The organism is Streptomyces sp. S4.7 (assembly GCF_010384365.1).
In the GTDB taxonomy this organism is placed as follows: domain Bacteria; phylum Actinomycetota; class Actinomycetes; order Streptomycetales; family Streptomycetaceae; genus Streptomyces.
On sequence record NZ_CP048397.1, the window covers coordinates 4,951,304 to 4,967,711 of the forward strand.

Genomic DNA, 16,408 nt, shown 5'->3' on the forward strand with positions numbered 1-16,408 from the left:
TCGCAGCCGGTCACCGGGACCTTCCGCCGGAAGCTCCCCGCGCGGGCGCCGAGGGCGCGGATGCCAGGGCGGCAGGCGTCCTGCATGGCTCTCCCCCTCGTCGGTGTCCAGCGGCTGGTGCGCGCTGTCCTGCGGCTGTCTGCGGCTGTCTGCGGCTCGTCGGTCGTGCGAGTCGTTCCGGCGTGCGTCGTACGTCGTGAGGCTCGGTGGTCCAGCGACATGACTTTAAGTCAGCTCCGCTGCCCCGCCTGCGCGTTGGTCGGGCAGCCTCTCGGAGGACGATCCTACGTTTCAACCCCTGGGGCGCATCAAGGGTCTCACGACGTCGGCGAACCCGCCCCGGTGATCACCAGGTAGGTGCGGCCACCTGCCGTTCTGTCTCATCTGGTCCGGACCTTCGCCGGTCCGGGGGCGCGGTCCCAGCCCTCCGGAAGCTCGGGCACCGACCACCGCGGGTCGGGCCGCCAGTTCTCCCAGCCGTCGGCGAAGGGCGCCCCCCACGCCTTGATCATCTCGACCGCCGCACTGCCGGCCTCCCGCACGCGCAGCGCCTGGGCCGCGTCCAGCAGTCCGACCCGCTGGGCCTCGGCGAACTCGTCCTCGTCCCGCCACAGCCAGCTGCGGTCCGGGTAGACCGAGATGTCGAGGAAGTGGTCCTCGGAGTCCATGCCGTCCGCCCAACGCAGGCGCGGCTCCTCCAGGTTCACGTACCAGCTGCGGAACTCCCAGCCCTGCTCCCAGAACAGCCAGATCGACCACGGCTCGTCGGGTCTGGCCAGCTTCAGCACACCCGTGCCCTCCCAGTGGGCACGAGCCGTGCTGCGCGGGGCCGTGTACCGGGTGGCGAGCGGTTCGTGGTGCACGGGCGTGCCGTCGGCGAGCACCGGCTTCACGCACTCGGTGCCCGGCGCCATCCACACGGCCAGCAGGTCGTCGGTGTCCTGGACGACGGTCACCGGGCGGCAGATGTGCACATGGCCGGAGCCGTTGTCCCGGTAGCGCCAGAGAATCCGCTCGCCCCGGTCCCAGTGTCGAATGCCGTCCGCACCTGTCATGCGCAGATCTTAGGGCGGAGGCGGCGCGGGCGCTGTGAGGTGCGCCCGGACGGCTCGATCCTGTCGGTCCCGATCACGGCCGCCCGGCCCCGGTACCAGGCACCCCGCCGGGAGGAGGGGCCGTCACCGGGACCACTCTCACGGGTGGGTCATCCGCAGGACGTCCAGCGCCTCGTCCAGCTGCTCCAGCGTGAGATCGCCGCGCTCCACGTAGCCGGAGTCCAGCACCACCTCGCGGATCGTGCGCCGCTGCGCGAGCGACCTCTTGACGACCTTGGCCGCCTCCTCGTAACCGATGTACTTGTTCAGCGGGGTGACGACGGAGGGGGAGGACTCCGCGTACAGCCGGGCCCGCTCCACGTTCGCGGTGATGCCGTCGACGGTGCGGTCCGCGAGGAGCCGGGAGACGTTGGCGAGCAGCCGTACGGACTCCAGGAGGTTCCTGGCGATCACCGGCAGCATCACGTTCAGCTCGAAGTTCCCCGCGGCGCCCGCCGTGGCGACGGTCGTGTCGTTGCCCGTGACCTGGGCGGCCACCATCAGGACGGCCTCCGGGATCACCGGATTGACCTTGCCGGGCATGATGGAGGAGCCGGGCTGGAGATCGGGCAGATTGATCTCGGCCAGCCCGGTGCGCGGCCCCGACGCCATCCAGCGCAGATCGTTGGAGATCTTCGTGAGTGAGACGGCGACGGTACGGAGCTGGCCCGAGGTCTCCACGAGCCCGTCGCGCGAGCCCTGCGCCTCGAAGTGGTTGCGGGCCTCGGTCAGCGGCAGCCCGGTCGTACGGGCCACCTCGGCGATGACGGCGGCCGAGAAGCCGGGCGGGGTGTTGATGCCGGTGCCCACCGCCGTACCGCCGAGGGGCAGCTCGGCCAGTCGCGGAAGCGCCGATTCCAGCCGCTCGATCCCGTACCGGACGGCCGCCGCGTAACCGCCGAACTCCTGGCCCAGCGTGACGGGTGTCGCGTCCATGAGATGCGTGCGGCCCGATTTCACCAAGTCCGCGAACTCCTCGGCCTTGCGCTCCAGCGCGGCGGCGAGATGGGCGAGCGCCGGGATCAGATCGGCGGTGACGGCGGCCGTGGCGGCGATGTGGATGCTGGAGGGGAACACGTCGTTGGAGCTCTGCGAGGCGTTGACGTGGTCGTTGGGGTGCACGTCGCGGCCCAGGCGCTCGGTGGCGAGAGTGGCGATGACCTCGTTGGCGTTCATGTTCGACGAGGTGCCCGAGCCGGTCTGGAAGACGTCCACCGGGAAGTGCTCGTCCCAGCGGCCCTCCGCGACCTCGGCCGCCGCGCCGCGCACCGCCTCGGCGATGTCCCCGTCCAGCACGCCGAGTTCGGCGTTGACGGTGGCGGCGGCGGCCTTGATACGGGCCAGGGCCTCGATGTGGGCGCGCTCGATGGGACGGCCCGAGACGGGGAAGTTCTGTACGGCCCGCTGGGTCTGGGCGCGCCATTTGGCGTCGGCGGGGACCTGGATCTCGCCCATGGAGTCGTACTCGGCGCGGTAGTTCGTCATTGTGGTCGTACCTCCTGCAGAAGTTGAGCAATTGTCTTGTTCGGAGTGTTCCCAAGCCTCCTACCCGCCAGTAAAAACCTCTGGTAACACTGAGATCGGGGAGGCCATGCAACGTACGAGACCCACGTTCCGAAGTACCGTCGCCACGCTCGCCGCATTCGCGACCGTCGTCGGCGGACTTGTCGCACTTACCCCCACGGCCCAGGCGTCCGCCCCCACCGGCGCGCCCGCCTCCGTCCGTGCGTCCACCCCGCTGCCGCCCGCCCTGGAGGAGATACGCGCGGCCGAGGCCACCCGCCTCTACGGCTCCCCCGCCGAACGGCCGCTCGACCAGCGCAGGACCGGGCTCATCTCGCTCGGCGACAGTGAGATCTCCGGCGAGGGCGTCGGCAACTACGAGCCGGGCACGAACGGGCCCGACAACTGGTGCCACCGCTCACCCGACTCGGCGATCCACCGCACCGGGATCGCGGCGGACGTCACGTACAACGTCTCCTGCTCCGGCGCGTCGACCGTCAACATCCGCGTCGGCGGCACGGCGCAGTTCGCCGACGAACTCGTGCAGAGCGACAGCCTCGCGATCAAGGCGCGCAACACCAGGATCAAGATGGTGCTGCTGGTGGCGGGCGCGAACGACGATCTCCAGTTCGGTCCGGTGATCACCGACTGCGTGCTGCGCTGGTTCACCTTCCAGGGGCCGTGCGTCAACAAGTACCGGGCCGGCTGGCAGGCCCGGGTCGACGGGCTCGTGCCGAAGGTCGAGTCGACCGTGGCGGACCTGCGCGGCGTCATGCGCGACGCGGGCTACGCCGACGGCGACTACAAGCTCGTCGTGATGGGCTACCCGGGCCCCCTCACGCCCGACTACGCCGACAATCCCCACTTCCCCGGCAAGATCCCCGGCGGCTGCACGGGCTACGACGAGGACGCCGCCTGGGCGCGCGACGGTGCCGTCCCCGTCTTCCAGAGCGGTGTGCGCAAGGCCGCCAGGAATTCGGGCGCGGTCTACCTGGACAACTCGCGGCTCTTCCACGGCCATGAGGTGTGCACGGACGACGACTGGGCACGGGGCCTGTTCATCGACATCGGCAACCCCTTCCCGCCGGACGCGAATTCGGCCCGCCAGTCCTTCCACCCGAACGCGGCCGGACATGTCGCTTTCGCCTCGTGCCTCACCCAGCTGTACGACTCGGGCCTGAACGAGGCGAGTTGCGCCGATCCGGCGAGCACGGGGCGGCCGGTCCTCCAACCGGGCGCCTGGGACGACGCTTTTCAGCCATTGAAGAACGCCGGGACCGGTACCTGCGTCGACGTGAGCGCGTCGAAGACCCGTAACGGATCCGGGATCACCGGCCACGGCTGCAACGACGGGCGCAACCAGGGCTGGTGGTACGACACCGGCACGGGCGCCGGCGCCCGGTCGCTGCACAGCGAGCTGAGCCACGACCGGTGCGTCGACGTCCCGTCAGGGACCTACCGCGCGGGCACCGCGGTCACGCTGTGGGACTGCCACGGCGGCGAGAACCAGAAGTTCGTGCGCGAGGCGGGCACCATCCGCCCCGCGTCGGCGGGCACGCTCTGCCTGACGCTGGCGTCGGCGCAGGACCCGCTGCGGCTCCAGAACTGCGACGGGTCGGCGAACCAGCGCTTCGTCTGATCCACTGAACGGCGCAGGCGCGCCGAAGCCCTCCGCGGACCGTGCGGAGGGCTTCGGCACGCGTCCTGCCATCCGTCTACGCGAGACCGGGACCCCGTACCGGGATGCTGGTGAACGTCGGCGCCGGCGCGGGCTCGGTGAAGAAGTCGTTGCCCTTGTCGTCCACGACGATGAAGGCGGGGAAGTCCTCGACCTCGATCTTCCAGACCGCCTCCATGCCCAGCTCCTCGTACTCCAGGACCTCGACCTTGCGGATGCAGTCCTGCGCCAGCCGCGCCGCCGGGCCGCCGATCGAGCCGAGGTAGAAGCCGCCGTGCGTGCCGCACGCGTCGGTGACCTGTTTCGAGCGGTTGCCCTTGGCGAGCATGACCTTCGAGCCGCCCGCCGCCTGGAACTGCTCGACGTAGCTGTCCATGCGCCCCGCCGTCGTCGGGCCGAACGACCCGGAGGCGTAGCCCTCGGGCGTCTTGGCGGGGCCGGCGTAGTAGACCGGGTGGTCCTTCAGGTACTGCGGCATCTCCTCGCCCGCGTCCAGCCGCTCCTTGATCTTGGCGTGCGCGATGTCGCGCGCCACGACGAGCGTTCCGGTCAGCGACAGCCGGGTCTTGACGGGGTGCCGGGTCAGCTCGGCCAGGATGTCGTCCATCGGCCGGCCCAGGTCGATCCGTACGACGTCGCTCTCGCCGCTCCGGTCCAGGTGCTCGTCGGTGGTGTCGGGCAGGAAGCGCGCGGGGTCGGTCTCCAGCTGCTCGAGGAAGACGCCCTCGGCGGTGATCTTCGCGGTCGCCTGGCGGTCCGCCGAGCAGGACACGGCGATGGCGACGGGCAGCGAGGCGCCGTGCCGGGGGAGCCGTACGACCCGCACGTCGTGACAGAAGTACTTGCCGCCGAACTGCGCGCCGATGCCGATCCTCTGCGTCAGTTCGAAGACCTTCTCCTCCAGCTCCTTGTCCCGGAAGCCGTGACCGGCGGGGGAGCCCTCGGCGGGCAGCTCGTCCAGGTAGTGCGCGGAGGCGTACTTCGCGGTCTTGAGCGCGAACTCGGCGGAGGTGCCGCCGACGACGATCGCCAGGTGGTACGGCGGACAGGCCGCCGTGCCGAGCGAGCGGATCTTCTCCTCCAGGAACTTCATCATGGAGGCCTCGTTCAGGACGGCCTTCGTCTCCTGGTACAGGAACGACTTGTTGGCCGAGCCGCCGCCCTTGGCCATGAAGAGGAACTTGTAGGCGTCGCCGTCGGTCGCGTACAGCTCGATCTGCGCGGGCAGGTTCGAGCCGGTGTTCTTCTCCTCCCACATGGTCAGCGGGGCCATCTGCGAGTAGCGCAGATTGAGCTTGGTGTACGCGTCGTAGATGCCGTGCGACAGGGCCGCCTCGTCGCCGCCCTCCGTAAGGACGTTCTGTCCGCGCTTGCCCATCACGATGGCCGTGCCGGTGTCCTGGCACATGGGGAGCACGCCGGCGGCGGCGATGTTGGCGTTCTTGAGGAGGTCGAGCGCCACGAACTTGTCGTTCGACGACGCGTCCGGGTCGTCGACGATCCTGCGCAGCTGGGTGAGGTGGGCCGGGCGCAGATAGTGCGAGATGTCGTGCATCGCCTCGGCTGCGAGCGTGCGCAGCGCCTCGGGGGCGACCTTGAGGAACGTACGGCCGTCGGCCTCGAAGGTGGAGACACCGTCGGCGGTCACCAGGCGGTACGGCGTGGTGTCCTCTCCCAGAGGGAGCAGATCGGAGTACGCAAACTCTGGCATTTCGGCCATTCCTCACTCGGCAGACGGCGGCTGCCCTTCGTCGGACAGCGCGCCTCTCAGCGTAAGACGTGACGCGCGGGCGGGAGGGGTGAGGTGAGACTCAGTAGGAGGGGGCGCGCCGGCCGGGAAGGCGCGCGCTCGGCCGACACCGCCCGGTGGCGCCCGCCAGGCCCTAGTCGCGATCTATCGCGTTTCGCTACTCTGTTGCCGTGGACCTCGAAAAGCACCCCCAGAAGCCGGTCGCGCCGGCGGAGCCCCATGCCGGTATCCGGGCCTCCGACGCCGATCGGGACCGGATCGCCGACATCCTCAGGGAAGCCCTCGCGCTCGGTCGGCTGGACGCCGAGGAGCACTCCGATCGGATCGACGCCGTCTACCGCGCCAAGACGATGGGTGAACTGGAGCCGCTGGTCAGGGACTTGCCCGCGACGTCCGCCACCCCCCGCCCCGCCCCTGCGCACACCTACGGTCCCGACAACGAGACCGAGCCCGCCGAGTCCATGGTCGCGATCTTCAGCAGCTCGACCCGCAAGGGCCGTTGGCGGGTGGGCCGCCGTACGAACGCCTTCGCGCTCTTCGGGAGCATCGAGATCGATCTCACCGAGGCGATCTTCGCGCAGCGGACGACCGTGATCAACGCGACCGCCATCTTCGGCTCGATCGAGGTCCGGGTCCCGGAGAACATCTCCCTGCGCGGCGGCGGCACCGGCATCTTCGGCAACTTCGAGGTCAGCACGTTGGAGGGCACCGACGCGGAGGCCCCGGTCGTGGTCGTCAACGGATACTCGGTCTTCGGCAGCATCGAGGCCAAGCCGAAGCGGGGCAAGTTCATCGCGGACCTGAACAGGCGGCTGCGCAAGCACTTGGGCCACTGACCCGCGGGGCCGGGCCCCGGAGCGACCGGCGACCGGCGACCGGCAATCGGCAACCGGCCATCGGTCTTCCGGTTGTCGATCCCTTCCGCTTCAGCTTCCGCTTGGGGTCGGGACGGGCGACATCGGGGCCATCGCCCCACCCGGGCCGACGTGTTCACACCCCGCGAGCCGCTCCGCACAGCGTTCCGCACCTCGCATCTCAGTGCCACTCAGTGCTTAGGCGTGCGCACAGCGGGTAGGGACTGCTGCATCGCCTCTCGCTCGCGAAGCCGTCGTCAGGAGTGGACCGTGCTGCCATTGCCGCATCAGCCCCTGCAGGTCGCCGCCGTACCGCCCCAGCGGAGTCCCGCTCGGGAGGATCAGGCCGGACCCTGGCATTCGGAGGCGGTGTGCCGCCGGGACGAAGCCGGATTGTTCTTCGCCCCATCCAAGGAGCCGACGGCCGCGAGGCTGGCGCGTGAGGAGGCCGCGAAGCGGGTCTGCGCGCGCTGTCCGGTCATGGTCGACTGCCGGGAACACGCCCTGCTCCAGCCCGAGCCGTACGGAGTGTGGGGCGGGCTGACCGCCGCCGAGCGCCGTGTGGCCCTCGCGCGCCGCAGGCGCCGTGAGGTGGAGCTGCGGAACGCGGCGTCGGCCGCGGGCCGGATCGCCGCGGCGGGCTGACCGCCCTTCCGCCTTCGTTCGGATGTGACCGGGGCGCCCCTGCCGCACATGAGGAGCGCCCCGGATCCACGCGTACCGAACACGGCGTACCGGTCAGCCGGGGCCGAGCGCGTGTACGTACGCGTACCGCTACTTCGCGCGGTCGAAGTCGATCGTGCTGTAGGCGCGCAGCTTCGACAGCCGGTGCGTCGAGTCGATCTGCCGGATCGTGCCCGACTTCGAACGCGTCACCATCGACTGGGTGGTCGCGGTCTCCGAGCGGTACCGCACCCCGCGCAGCAACTCGCCGTCCGTGATGCCCGTCGCGACGAAGAACACGTTGTCGCCGCTGACCAGGTCGTCCGTCGACAGCACCCGGTCCAGATCGTGTCCCGCGTCGAGCGCCCGCTGCCGCTCGGCCGCGTCCTTCGGCCAGAGCTTGCCCTGGATGGTCCCGCCGAGGCACTTGATCGCGCACGCCGAGATGATGCCCTCGGGGGTGCCGCCGATGCCCATCAGCAGGTCGACGCCGGTGCCCTCGCGCACGGCCATGATCGAGCCGGCCACGTCCCCGTCCGAGATGAACTTGATCCGCGCGCCCGTCTCGCGGATCTCCTTGACGATGTCGTCGTGGCGGGGGCGGTCGAGGATGACGACCGTGACGTCCTGGGGGGACGAGTGCTTGGCCTTGGCGACACGGCGGATGTTGACCGAGACGGGGGCGTTGATGTCGACGAAGTCGGCGGCCTCGGGCCCGGTCACCAGCTTGTCCATGTAGAAGACCGCCGACGGGTCGAACATGGCGCCCCGGTCGGCCGCCGCGAGCACGGCGATGGCGTTGGGCATGCCCTTGGCGTTGAGGGTGGTGCCGTCGATCGGGTCCACCGCGATGTCGACCTCGGCGCCGGTGCCGTCGCCGACCCGCTCCCCGTTGAACAGCATCGGGGCCTCGTCCTTCTCGCCCTCACCGATGACGACGACGCCGTTCATCGAGACGGTGGAGACGAGGGTGCGCATGGCGTTCACGGCCGCGCCGTCCGCGCCGATCTTGTCGCCGCGTCCGACCCAGCGTCCGGCCGCCATGGCGGCGGCCTCGGTGACCCGTACGAGTTCGAGCGCGAGGTTGCGGTCGGGGGCCTCGGGAGAGACCTCCAGCGGGGACGGGAGCTGATGCTCGGTCATCGGAACGCACCTTTCTGTACGGCGACGGCCGGAATGAGGGTGCTGTGACTCTATCGGTACGTCGATAAAGTGAGCAGAGGGGCCCACGTATGAGCATGAACCCTTGATGGGACCATAGGAAGGTGGCAGCGAAGCGAGGCAATCAGACGGTGCGGAGCATGTTCCTGTCGATGGCGGTCGTCGTCGCCGTCGCGGGGGTTTTCTACGTGGCCAATCCGCACGACGAGGACGCGGATCCCCTGCCCGCGGTCGACTACCGGGTCGAGCTGGTGACGGCGCAGCGAGCCGCCCCGTACCCGGTGCTGGCCCCGAAGGGTCTCCCCAAGACATGGAAGCCGACATCCGTGTCGTACGCGAGGCAGGACGGTAACTCCTGGCATCTCGGCTTCCTCGACCCCGGCCGTGAGTACGTGGCCGTGGAGCAGTCGACGGCGCCGGCGCGGAAGTACATCGCCGACGTCACGCACCACGCCGAGGACACCGGGAAGACCGCGCGGGTGGGCGGCGAGACCTGGCAGCGGTGGGAGGGGCCGAAGTACGACGCCCTGGTGCGGTCCGCCGACGGGGCGACGACGGTCGTGACGGGTACGGCGCCGTACGAGCGGCTCGTCGAGATGGCGGAGTCGCTGGAGTCCGACAAGGCGCCGGCTGCCGGTACCGGCACAGACGCCGACACCGGCACAGACACCGACGCAGGGTCCGACGCCGACGCCGGATCCGGCGAGGCCTGAGCGGTTCGAGAGCGACGAGGAGGCCGCCGTCCCCCGGAGGGACGGCGGCCTCCTCGTCGTGCGTGAAAGGGGCCCGGCCCCTCAGGCGGTCGTGACGACCTCGTCGTACGACCGGCGCGGGGAACGCGCGGACCAGGCGTTGTCGCCGGGCCTGCCGATGTTCACGACCATCAGGGGCGTGTGGTCGCCGTCCAGGAACTCCTTCTGGACGCCGGCGTGGTCGAAGCCCGTCATCGGGCCCGCGGCCAGACCGGCGGCGCGGATGCCGACGATGAAGTAGGCGGCCTGGAGCGCCGCGTTCATACCGGCGTTCTGCTCGCGCACCGGACGCTGGGAGAAGATCGCGTCCTTGGCGGCGGGGAAGGCCGGGAAGAGCTCGGGGAGCTCCTCGTGGAACTCGTTGTCGGCGGCGAAGATCGCGACCAGCGGGGCGGTGGACGTCTTGGGCTTGTTGCCGTTGCTCATGTGCTGGACGAGCCGCTCGCGGGCCTCGGGGGAGCGGACCATGACGACGCGCAGCGGCGTCTGGTTGTAGGCGGTGGGACCGAACTTCACGAGGTCGTAGATCGCCTGGATCTGCTCTTCGGTCACCGGCTCGTCGGTGAACGTGTTGGCGGTGCGGGCCTCACGGAAGAGGAGGTCCTGGGCGGCCGGGTCAAGAACGAGGGACATCTGGGCGTACCTTCCGAACGGGCAGACGGACCGAATGATCGATCAAACGTCTCCGTCAACGTACGCCGGGATGTATTAACTTTCAACTAAAACCGGGGCTGCGGTGACTCGCTTCACACGATGTTGACAAGGGGCGCTCCGACGGCCGCCGCCCGATGGGCCCCTGCGCGCCGGACAGGGACTACCGGCCGGGGCCGGCCGAGGCCGTCAATCCCCGGCCTTCAGCCCCGGTCGTCCGGGCCGGAGGCCGGTGCCGGATCCGCCAGGGAGGCGTCGAGGCGGGCGCGGGCGCCGTCCAGCCAGCGGCGGCAGACCCTGGCCAGCTCCTCGCCCCGCTCCCACAGGGCCAGCGACTCCTCCAGCGTCGTACCGCCGGTCTCCAGGCGGCGCACGACGTCGATCAGCTCGTCCCGCGCCTGCTCGTAGCCGGGCGCGTCCGCCCCGGCGGCCGTTGCTGTCCCGCTGTCCTTCTTGGCCATGTGATCCACCCTAAATGCGGTCTGCGACAACGAATCGTTGAGGAAATGCGTGCGTCGTGCGCCTGCGGCTCATTCGGAGACGCGCACCGTGAACTCGCCCTCCGCCACCCTGGCCCGGAGCTCCTGGTCCGCCGAGACCTCCGCCGGGGAGCGGACGACGGCCCCGTCCGGCCGCTGGAGCACCGCGTATCCGCGCTCCAGGGTCGCCGCCGGCGAGAGCGAGACCACCCTCGCCCGGGTGTGCGACAGCTCGGAGTCCGCGCGGTCCAGCAGATGCCGCAGCACCCGCCGGCTCCGGTCGGCCAGCGCGTCGATCTCGCTCTCGCGCTCCTCGACCATCCGCTGCGGGCGCTCCATCACCGGCCGGGCCAGCGCGTGCGCGAGCCCGCGCTCCTCCCGGTCGAGCAGCCCCTGCACCGTCCGCAGCGCCCGGTCCCGCAGCGCCTGCACACGGTCCAGCTCCTCGCCGACGTCCGGCACGGTCTTCTTCGCCGCGTCCGTGGGCGTCGACGCCCGTACGTCGGCGACGAGGTCCAGCAGCGGGGAGTCCGGCTCGTGGCCGATCGCCGACACGACGGGCGTACGGCAGTCGGCCACCGCCCGTACCAACTGCTCGTCCGAGAACGGCAGCAGATCCTCCACACTGCCGCCGCCACGCGCCACGATGATCACATCGACCTCGGGCAGATCGTCCAGCTCCTTGACCGCCTGCACGACCTGACTCACCGCGTTGACACCCTGTACCGCGGTGTTGCGGACCTCGAAGCGGACGGCGGGCCAGCGCCGTCGCGCGTTCTCCAGGACATCCCGCTCGGCCGCCGACGCCCGGCCACAGACGAGCCCGATCAGCTGCGGAAGAAAAGGCAGCGGCCGCTTGCGATCGGCGGCGAACAGCCCTTCGGCGCCGAGGGACTTCTTCAACTGCTCCAGCCTGACGAGCAGTTCGCCGATGCCGACGGGCTTTATCTCGGCGGCTCGCAGCGACAACTGCCCCCTCGGCGCGTACCACTCCGGCTTCGCGTGCACCACGACCCGCGCGCCCTCGGACACGACGTCGGCGATCGCGTCGAAGACCTGCCGGTAGCAAGTGACGCTCACCGAGATGTCGTACGACGGGTCGCGCAGCGTCAGGAACACGACCCCGGCACCCGGCCTGCGCGACAGCTGGGTGATCTGTCCCTCGACCCAGATGGCGCCGAGCCGGTCGATCCAGCCGCCGATGAGTCGCGACACCTCACCGACGGGCAGCGGGGCTTCCGCGGACGTGTTGAGAGCCATGCCGTCGAGCGTATCGGCCGCCTCCGACAACGCGGTCCACGCCGCGAAGCGCCCGCCCCGTCCCTACGGGACGTACGGGAGCGAAGAAGGACCCGCACAGGTCGGAACCTACGGAGCCTTCCGCGTCAGCGTGCGACGACGCCACTGGATCGCGAGCACCACCAGCCCCACCGCCAGCCAGATCGCGCCCACCACCTGCGCCGACTCGGCCGCCTCCACGATCACGGCGACCAGCACACCCGCGCCGACCACCGGCGCCACCACATGCGCCAGGATCCGTGGCGGGCCCTCCATGCGCCGTACCGCGTACCACCCGACCACCGACGCGTGCAGCAGGATGAACGCCGTCAGGGCCCCGATGTCGACCACCGACACCAGATGGTCCAGCCCGTTGTCGTTCCTGGCCGCCCAAACGGCGGCGATCAGCGTCACCACCGCCGCGAGCAGCAGCGCCACGCGGGGCGTGCCCGCGTCCGTACGGGACAGCAGCCGCGGCAGCCGCCGCTCCCGGCCCATCGCGAAGAGCAGCCGGGCGGCGGCGGCCTGACCCGCCAGCGCGGCGAACGCGGCGCCGATCGCCTTGCTCACCGCGACCAGATCGTGCAGCCACGTTCCTACGGAGGCGTCCACCGCGTCGTAGAAGGCCGACCCCTGCTTCGTCGGGTCGGCGGCCAACTCCGCCGAGCTGAGGGGTTCGAGGAGCGCCACGAGGTACGTCTGCGCCACGAACAGCACACCGGCGAGCGCCAGACAGAACAGCACCGCCCGAGCCACCTTCCGCGAACCGCCCGTCACCTCCTCGGCGAACGAGGCGATCGCGTCGAAGCCCAGATACGACAGCACGGCGACCGACACCCCGCTGAGCACCGCCGTCAGTGAGAAGGTCAGATCGCCCGTGAGCGGTGACAGCCAGCCGCGTGTCGCGCCGTCCTGTGTGAGCACCACGATCGCCGACACCAGGAACACCACCAGCACCACGATCTCCATCGCGAGCACGAAGAAGCCGACACGCGCGGCCGCCCGTACACCCCAGAGATTGAGCAGCGTGGTGATCACGACGGCGAGCCCCGTCCAGATCCACCGGTCGACGGAGGGCACCAGCGCCTCCATCGCGATCCCGGCGAAGAGATACGCGACGGCGGGGATCAGGAGGTAGTCGAGCATCGCCATCCACCCGGCGATGAATCCCGGCCCCTCTCCGAGCCCCTTGCGGGCGTAGGCGAAGACCGAACCGGCCTGCGGCGCGACCCGGATCATCTGCGCGTAACTGAAGGCCGTGAACGCCATCGCGACGGTGGCGAAGACGTAGACGAGCGCCACGGCCCCGTGCGACTTGGCGTCCAGCGTGCCGTACACACCGACGGGCGCCATGGGCGCGATGAAGAGGAGCCCGTACACGACGAGATCCCGGAACCCGAGAGTCCGCCGCAGTCCGCCCACGGCGTCCGCGCCCCCGCCGCCGCCCGTATCTGAGGGTCCGTCCGGACCCAGGTCCGGCTCGGACCCGCGGCCGAAGCCGTCGCCGCCGCCCGTACGCGGGTTCGTTCCGCCCGTTTTGCCGGTGCCGCCCGTACTTCCCGCGCCGCCCGTACCGTCCGCATCGCCCGCACCGCTGTCGGCCATGGCGTCCCTCCGTCGATCACGTAGGCCCAGTCTCGGCCCGGCGGGCGATCTTCCGCCTCTTCTGGACGGCCTTACGATGGTGAGCATGACTGCTACGCCCAGCCCGTCGCCCGCCGCCACCCCGAGTGGAGACGCCGCGCGCCGCGCCGGCAAACGCGTCCTGCTCGCCGCGCCCCGTGGTTACTGCGCCGGCGTCGACCGTGCCGTGATCGCCGTGGAGAAAGCCCTGGAGCAGTACGGGGCACCGATCTATGTCCGCCACGAAATCGTCCACAACAAGTATGTCGTGCAGACCCTTCAGAAGAAGGGCGCGATCTTCGTCGAGGAGACGGCGGAGGTCCCCGAGGGATCGATCGTCATGTTCTCCGCGCACGGAGTGGCCCCCGTCGTCCACGACGAGGCCGCCGACCGCAAACTCGCGACCATCGACGCGACCTGCCCCCTGGTCACCAAGGTCCACAAGGAAGCCGTCCGCTTCGCCAACGACGACTACGACATCCTGCTGATCGGCCACGACGGCCACGAAGAGGTGATCGGCACCTCCGGCGAGGCCCCCGACCACATCACGCTGGTCGACGGACCCGGCGATGTCGCCAACGTCGAGGTGCGCGACGAGTCCAAGGTCGTCTGGCTCTCCCAGACGACCCTCTCCGTGGACGAGACGATGGAGACCGTCGACAAGCTCAAGGAGAAGTTCCCGCTGCTGATCTCGCCGCCGAGCGACGACATCTGCTACGCCACACAGAACCGGCAGATCGCCGTCAAGCAGATGGGCGCCGACGCGGACCTGGTCATCGTCGTCGGGTCGAAGAACTCGTCCAACTCGGTACGGTTGGTCGAGGTCGCCCTCGGCGCGGGCTCCCGCGACGCGCATCTGGTGGACTCCGCCGACGAGATCGACGAGGCGTGGCTGGAAGGCGTCACGACGGTCGGTGTCACCTCCGGCGCGTCCGTCCCCGAGATCCTGGTCGAAGGTGTCCTGGAGTGGCTCACCGGCCACGGCTTCGAAGACGTCGAGATCGTCAAGGCCGCCGAGGAGTCGATCGTCTTCTCGCTGCCGAAGGAACTCCGCCGTGACCTGCGCGCGGAGGCGGCCGCCCTGGCCGAGAAGTAGGGCAGCGCGGTCATCTCCCCGTAACGTTGCGTCCATGAACGTCTTCGGAGTGGACATCGGCGGCTCTGGCATCAAGGGCGCGCCCGTGGACCTGGAGCGCGGTGAACTGGCAGAGCCGCGCCACAAAGTGCTCACCCCGCAGCCGGCCACACCCGACGAGGTGGCCGGCTGCGTCGCCGAGGTGGTCGAGCACTTCAGCTGGTCCGGCCCGGTCGGCATCACCTTCCCGGGAGTGGTCACGGGCTCGGTCGTCCGCACGGCCGCGAACGTCGACAAGCGCTGGATCGACATGGACGCCGGCAAACTGCTCGGCGACCGGCTGAAGCTGCCCGTCACGATCCTCAACGACGGGGACGCGGCGGGCGTGGCCGAGATGACCTTCGGCGCGGGCAAGGGCCGGCGGGGCACCGTCTTCCTGCTGACCTTCGGTACGGGGATCGGCAGCGCCCTGTTCATCGACGGCACACTCGTCCCGAACACCGAGCTGGGTCATCTGGAGCTGAACGGCCACGACGCGGAGAAGCACGCGTCGACGAAGGCCAAGGACGACCACGACCTGAGCTGGCACCACTGGGCGCACCGGGTGCAGAAGTATCTGGCGCATCTGGAGATGCTGTTCTCGCCGGAGCTGTTCATCATCGGCGGCGGGGTGAGCCGCAAGGCGGACAAGTTCGTTCATCTGATCGAGGACATCAAGGCGGAGATCGTCCCGGCGCAGCTTCAGAACAACGCGGGGATCGTGGGAGCCGCGATGACAGCCGCGGAACGCTGACCCGAAGGGCCGGGCAGGCCGCCGAAGCCTGTCCGGCACTCGGACGCCACGACCCAGGCCTTGTCGGGCGGATCTTCGAGGGCCGGGACGCCGGCACCTCGCCGCCGTCCGAGTACGTCCAGCACGATCCTCCGCCTTGCGATCGCACGCACCAGACCCCGCTCCCTGATCCGGCCTGATCCAAACGACAGACCCTAGCCCCGGCGCGCGATCGCGCTCGTGCCCGCCTTCGCCGCCGCACCCGCTCCGGCACTCGCTTTCGAACCCGCTCCCGCGCCCGGACCGGCCCCGCGGGCGGCGGCGTCGCGTGCGCGCTGGCGGCGGCCCATCTGGCGGACCTTCCGTACGGAGGCGATGACCCCGGCCACGAGCGTGCCGCCGTACAGCCAGCCCGCCTGAACGGCCAGCGCGGTGACGACGGCCATCGTCTGACCGCCGATGCCGCTCGTCCCGCCGGAGATCGGGACGGTGCCGAAGGCGAAGGCGATCGGCACGCTGATCGGGGCGGTCACCAGATCGGCGGTCCGCACCCAGAACGCGGTCAAGGCGCTGACCGGGAGGAACAGCAGCCCGTAGACCAGGGGCTCACCGTCGAACAGCAACTGGTCCAGGCACCCGATCACGAACATCGTGGCGGCGGCGAACAGCCCGGCGCCCAGGCCGGTCAGCCGGGGATTCGGGAGTCTGCGCAGGGTGAGCACGACAGGCGGCACCCGGCGCCCGGTCGGCGCCGGGACCCGGTAGACGGCGGCGGTGTCGGTGACGGCGCCCCGCGGACTGAGAGGGCTCTGCGGCGGCCGCGGCCGGCGCTGGGGGGGACGTGTCCTGTGCTGCTCCACCGGAACAACCTAGGTCGCATGGGTGTCGGATTCAGGCGATGGACACGCCCTTTGGGCGACCTTGGCGTTGCGTTCGACGGACGCTGGGCGTGTCGCGCCGACGGGTGCCGCCATCTGCCGTACCGACTGCCGTCGGCCGCCGGGACGGCCCGCCCGTAAACTGGGGGATCGGCCCGCATCCGGGCCGTACCGGCCGTCCGGCCGTACAGGCTCAG

15 protein-coding genes are annotated in these 16,408 nt (G+C 70.3%); 6 read left to right on the top strand and 9 right to left on the bottom strand.

The features are described 5' to 3' along the window. Positions 1 to 380: 380 nt before the first annotated feature. A complete protein-coding gene (locus SSPS47_RS22250) occupies positions 381 to 1,055 on the bottom strand; it encodes a DUF402 domain-containing protein (RefSeq protein ID WP_164252591.1) in 675 nt (224 codons plus the stop codon). Between the two features lie 138 nt (positions 1,056 to 1,193). Next, on the bottom strand, positions 1,194 to 2,579 hold the full coding sequence (locus SSPS47_RS22255; RefSeq protein ID WP_164252592.1) for a class II fumarate hydratase: 1,386 nt from the start codon (positions 2,577 to 2,579) through the stop codon (positions 1,194 to 1,196). 106 nt (positions 2,580 to 2,685) lie between these two features. Here SSPS47_RS22255 and SSPS47_RS22260 point away from each other — a divergent pair, with 106 nt between their 5' ends. Continuing rightward, positions 2,686 to 4,236 carry a ricin-type beta-trefoil lectin domain protein gene (locus SSPS47_RS22260; RefSeq protein ID WP_164252593.1) on the top strand — a complete coding sequence of 517 codons (1,551 nt, stop codon included), beginning with the start codon at positions 2,686 to 2,688 and terminating at the stop codon, positions 4,234 to 4,236. Positions 4,237 to 4,312: 76 nt separating this feature from the next. Here SSPS47_RS22260 and SSPS47_RS22265 read toward each other — a convergent pair whose 3' ends face one another. Further along, positions 4,313 to 5,995, bottom strand: a complete 1,683-nt coding sequence (locus tag SSPS47_RS22265) for a fumarate hydratase (RefSeq protein WP_164252594.1) — start codon at positions 5,993 to 5,995, stop codon at positions 4,313 to 4,315. Positions 5,996 to 6,195: 200 nt separating this feature from the next. On the opposite strand from SSPS47_RS22265, the gene SSPS47_RS22270 reads away from it, so the two are divergent. Together SSPS47_RS22270 and SSPS47_RS22275 are read left to right on the top strand one after the other, a co-directional pair. Next, positions 6,196 to 6,861 carry a DUF1707 domain-containing protein gene (locus tag SSPS47_RS22270; protein WP_164252595.1) on the top strand — a complete coding sequence of 222 codons (666 nt, stop codon included), beginning with the start codon at positions 6,196 to 6,198 and terminating at the stop codon, positions 6,859 to 6,861. 288 nt (positions 6,862 to 7,149) lie between these two features. Then, positions 7,150 to 7,524: a WhiB family transcriptional regulator gene (locus SSPS47_RS22275; protein ID WP_164252596.1), complete on the top strand. Its 375-nt coding sequence runs from the start codon at positions 7,150 to 7,152 to the stop codon at positions 7,522 to 7,524. A gap of 129 nt (positions 7,525 to 7,653) precedes the next feature. On the opposite strand, the gene glpX is transcribed toward SSPS47_RS22275, so the two are convergent. Continuing rightward, complete coding sequence (glpX, locus tag SSPS47_RS22280) at positions 7,654 to 8,685, bottom strand: class II fructose-bisphosphatase (RefSeq protein WP_147874051.1); 1,032 nt, start codon at positions 8,683 to 8,685, stop codon at positions 7,654 to 7,656. A 122-nt stretch (positions 8,686 to 8,807) separates the two neighbouring features. On the opposite strand from glpX, the gene SSPS47_RS22285 reads away from it, so the two are divergent. Next, on the top strand, positions 8,808 to 9,416 hold the full coding sequence (locus tag SSPS47_RS22285) for a DUF4245 domain-containing protein (RefSeq protein WP_164252597.1): 609 nt from the start codon (positions 8,808 to 8,810) through the stop codon (positions 9,414 to 9,416). 81 nt (positions 9,417 to 9,497) lie between these two features. On the opposite strand, the gene SSPS47_RS22290 is transcribed toward SSPS47_RS22285, so the two are convergent. From SSPS47_RS22290 to SSPS47_RS22305, 4 genes are all read right to left on the bottom strand, one after another. Further along, positions 9,498 to 10,088, bottom strand: a complete 591-nt coding sequence (locus SSPS47_RS22290) for a malonic semialdehyde reductase (protein WP_164252598.1) — start codon at positions 10,086 to 10,088, stop codon at positions 9,498 to 9,500. A 221-nt stretch (positions 10,089 to 10,309) separates the two neighbouring features. Further along, positions 10,310 to 10,567 carry an exodeoxyribonuclease VII small subunit gene (locus SSPS47_RS22295; protein ID WP_164252599.1) on the bottom strand — a complete coding sequence of 86 codons (258 nt, stop codon included), beginning with the start codon at positions 10,565 to 10,567 and terminating at the stop codon, positions 10,310 to 10,312. A gap of 69 nt (positions 10,568 to 10,636) precedes the next feature. Next, the gene (xseA, locus tag SSPS47_RS22300) at positions 10,637 to 11,845 is read right to left on the bottom strand and encodes an exodeoxyribonuclease VII large subunit (protein ID WP_147874047.1); all 1,209 of its coding nucleotides are present in this window, start codon (positions 11,843 to 11,845) and stop codon (positions 10,637 to 10,639) included. 108 nt (positions 11,846 to 11,953) lie between these two features. Next, entirely contained in the window at positions 11,954 to 13,468 is a 1,515-nt protein-coding gene (locus tag SSPS47_RS22305) for an APC family permease (protein ID WP_239065018.1), read from the bottom strand. An 85-nt stretch (positions 13,469 to 13,553) separates the two neighbouring features. On the opposite strand from SSPS47_RS22305, the gene SSPS47_RS22310 reads away from it, so the two are divergent. Both SSPS47_RS22310 and SSPS47_RS22315 read left to right on the top strand, forming a co-directional pair. Then, positions 13,554 to 14,582: a 4-hydroxy-3-methylbut-2-enyl diphosphate reductase gene (locus SSPS47_RS22310; RefSeq protein ID WP_147874046.1), complete on the top strand. Its 1,029-nt coding sequence runs from the start codon at positions 13,554 to 13,556 to the stop codon at positions 14,580 to 14,582. 34 nt (positions 14,583 to 14,616) lie between these two features. Further along, positions 14,617 to 15,354 carry an ROK family protein gene (locus SSPS47_RS22315; protein ID WP_147874045.1) on the top strand — a complete coding sequence of 246 codons (738 nt, stop codon included), beginning with the start codon at positions 14,617 to 14,619 and terminating at the stop codon, positions 15,352 to 15,354. A gap of 194 nt (positions 15,355 to 15,548) precedes the next feature. Here the strand turns inward: SSPS47_RS22315 and SSPS47_RS22320 are convergent, their stop codons facing one another. Continuing rightward, positions 15,549 to 16,193: a DUF6542 domain-containing protein gene (locus tag SSPS47_RS22320; protein WP_239065019.1), complete on the bottom strand. Its 645-nt coding sequence runs from the start codon at positions 16,191 to 16,193 to the stop codon at positions 15,549 to 15,551. Between the last annotated feature and the right edge of the window lie 215 nt (positions 16,194 to 16,408).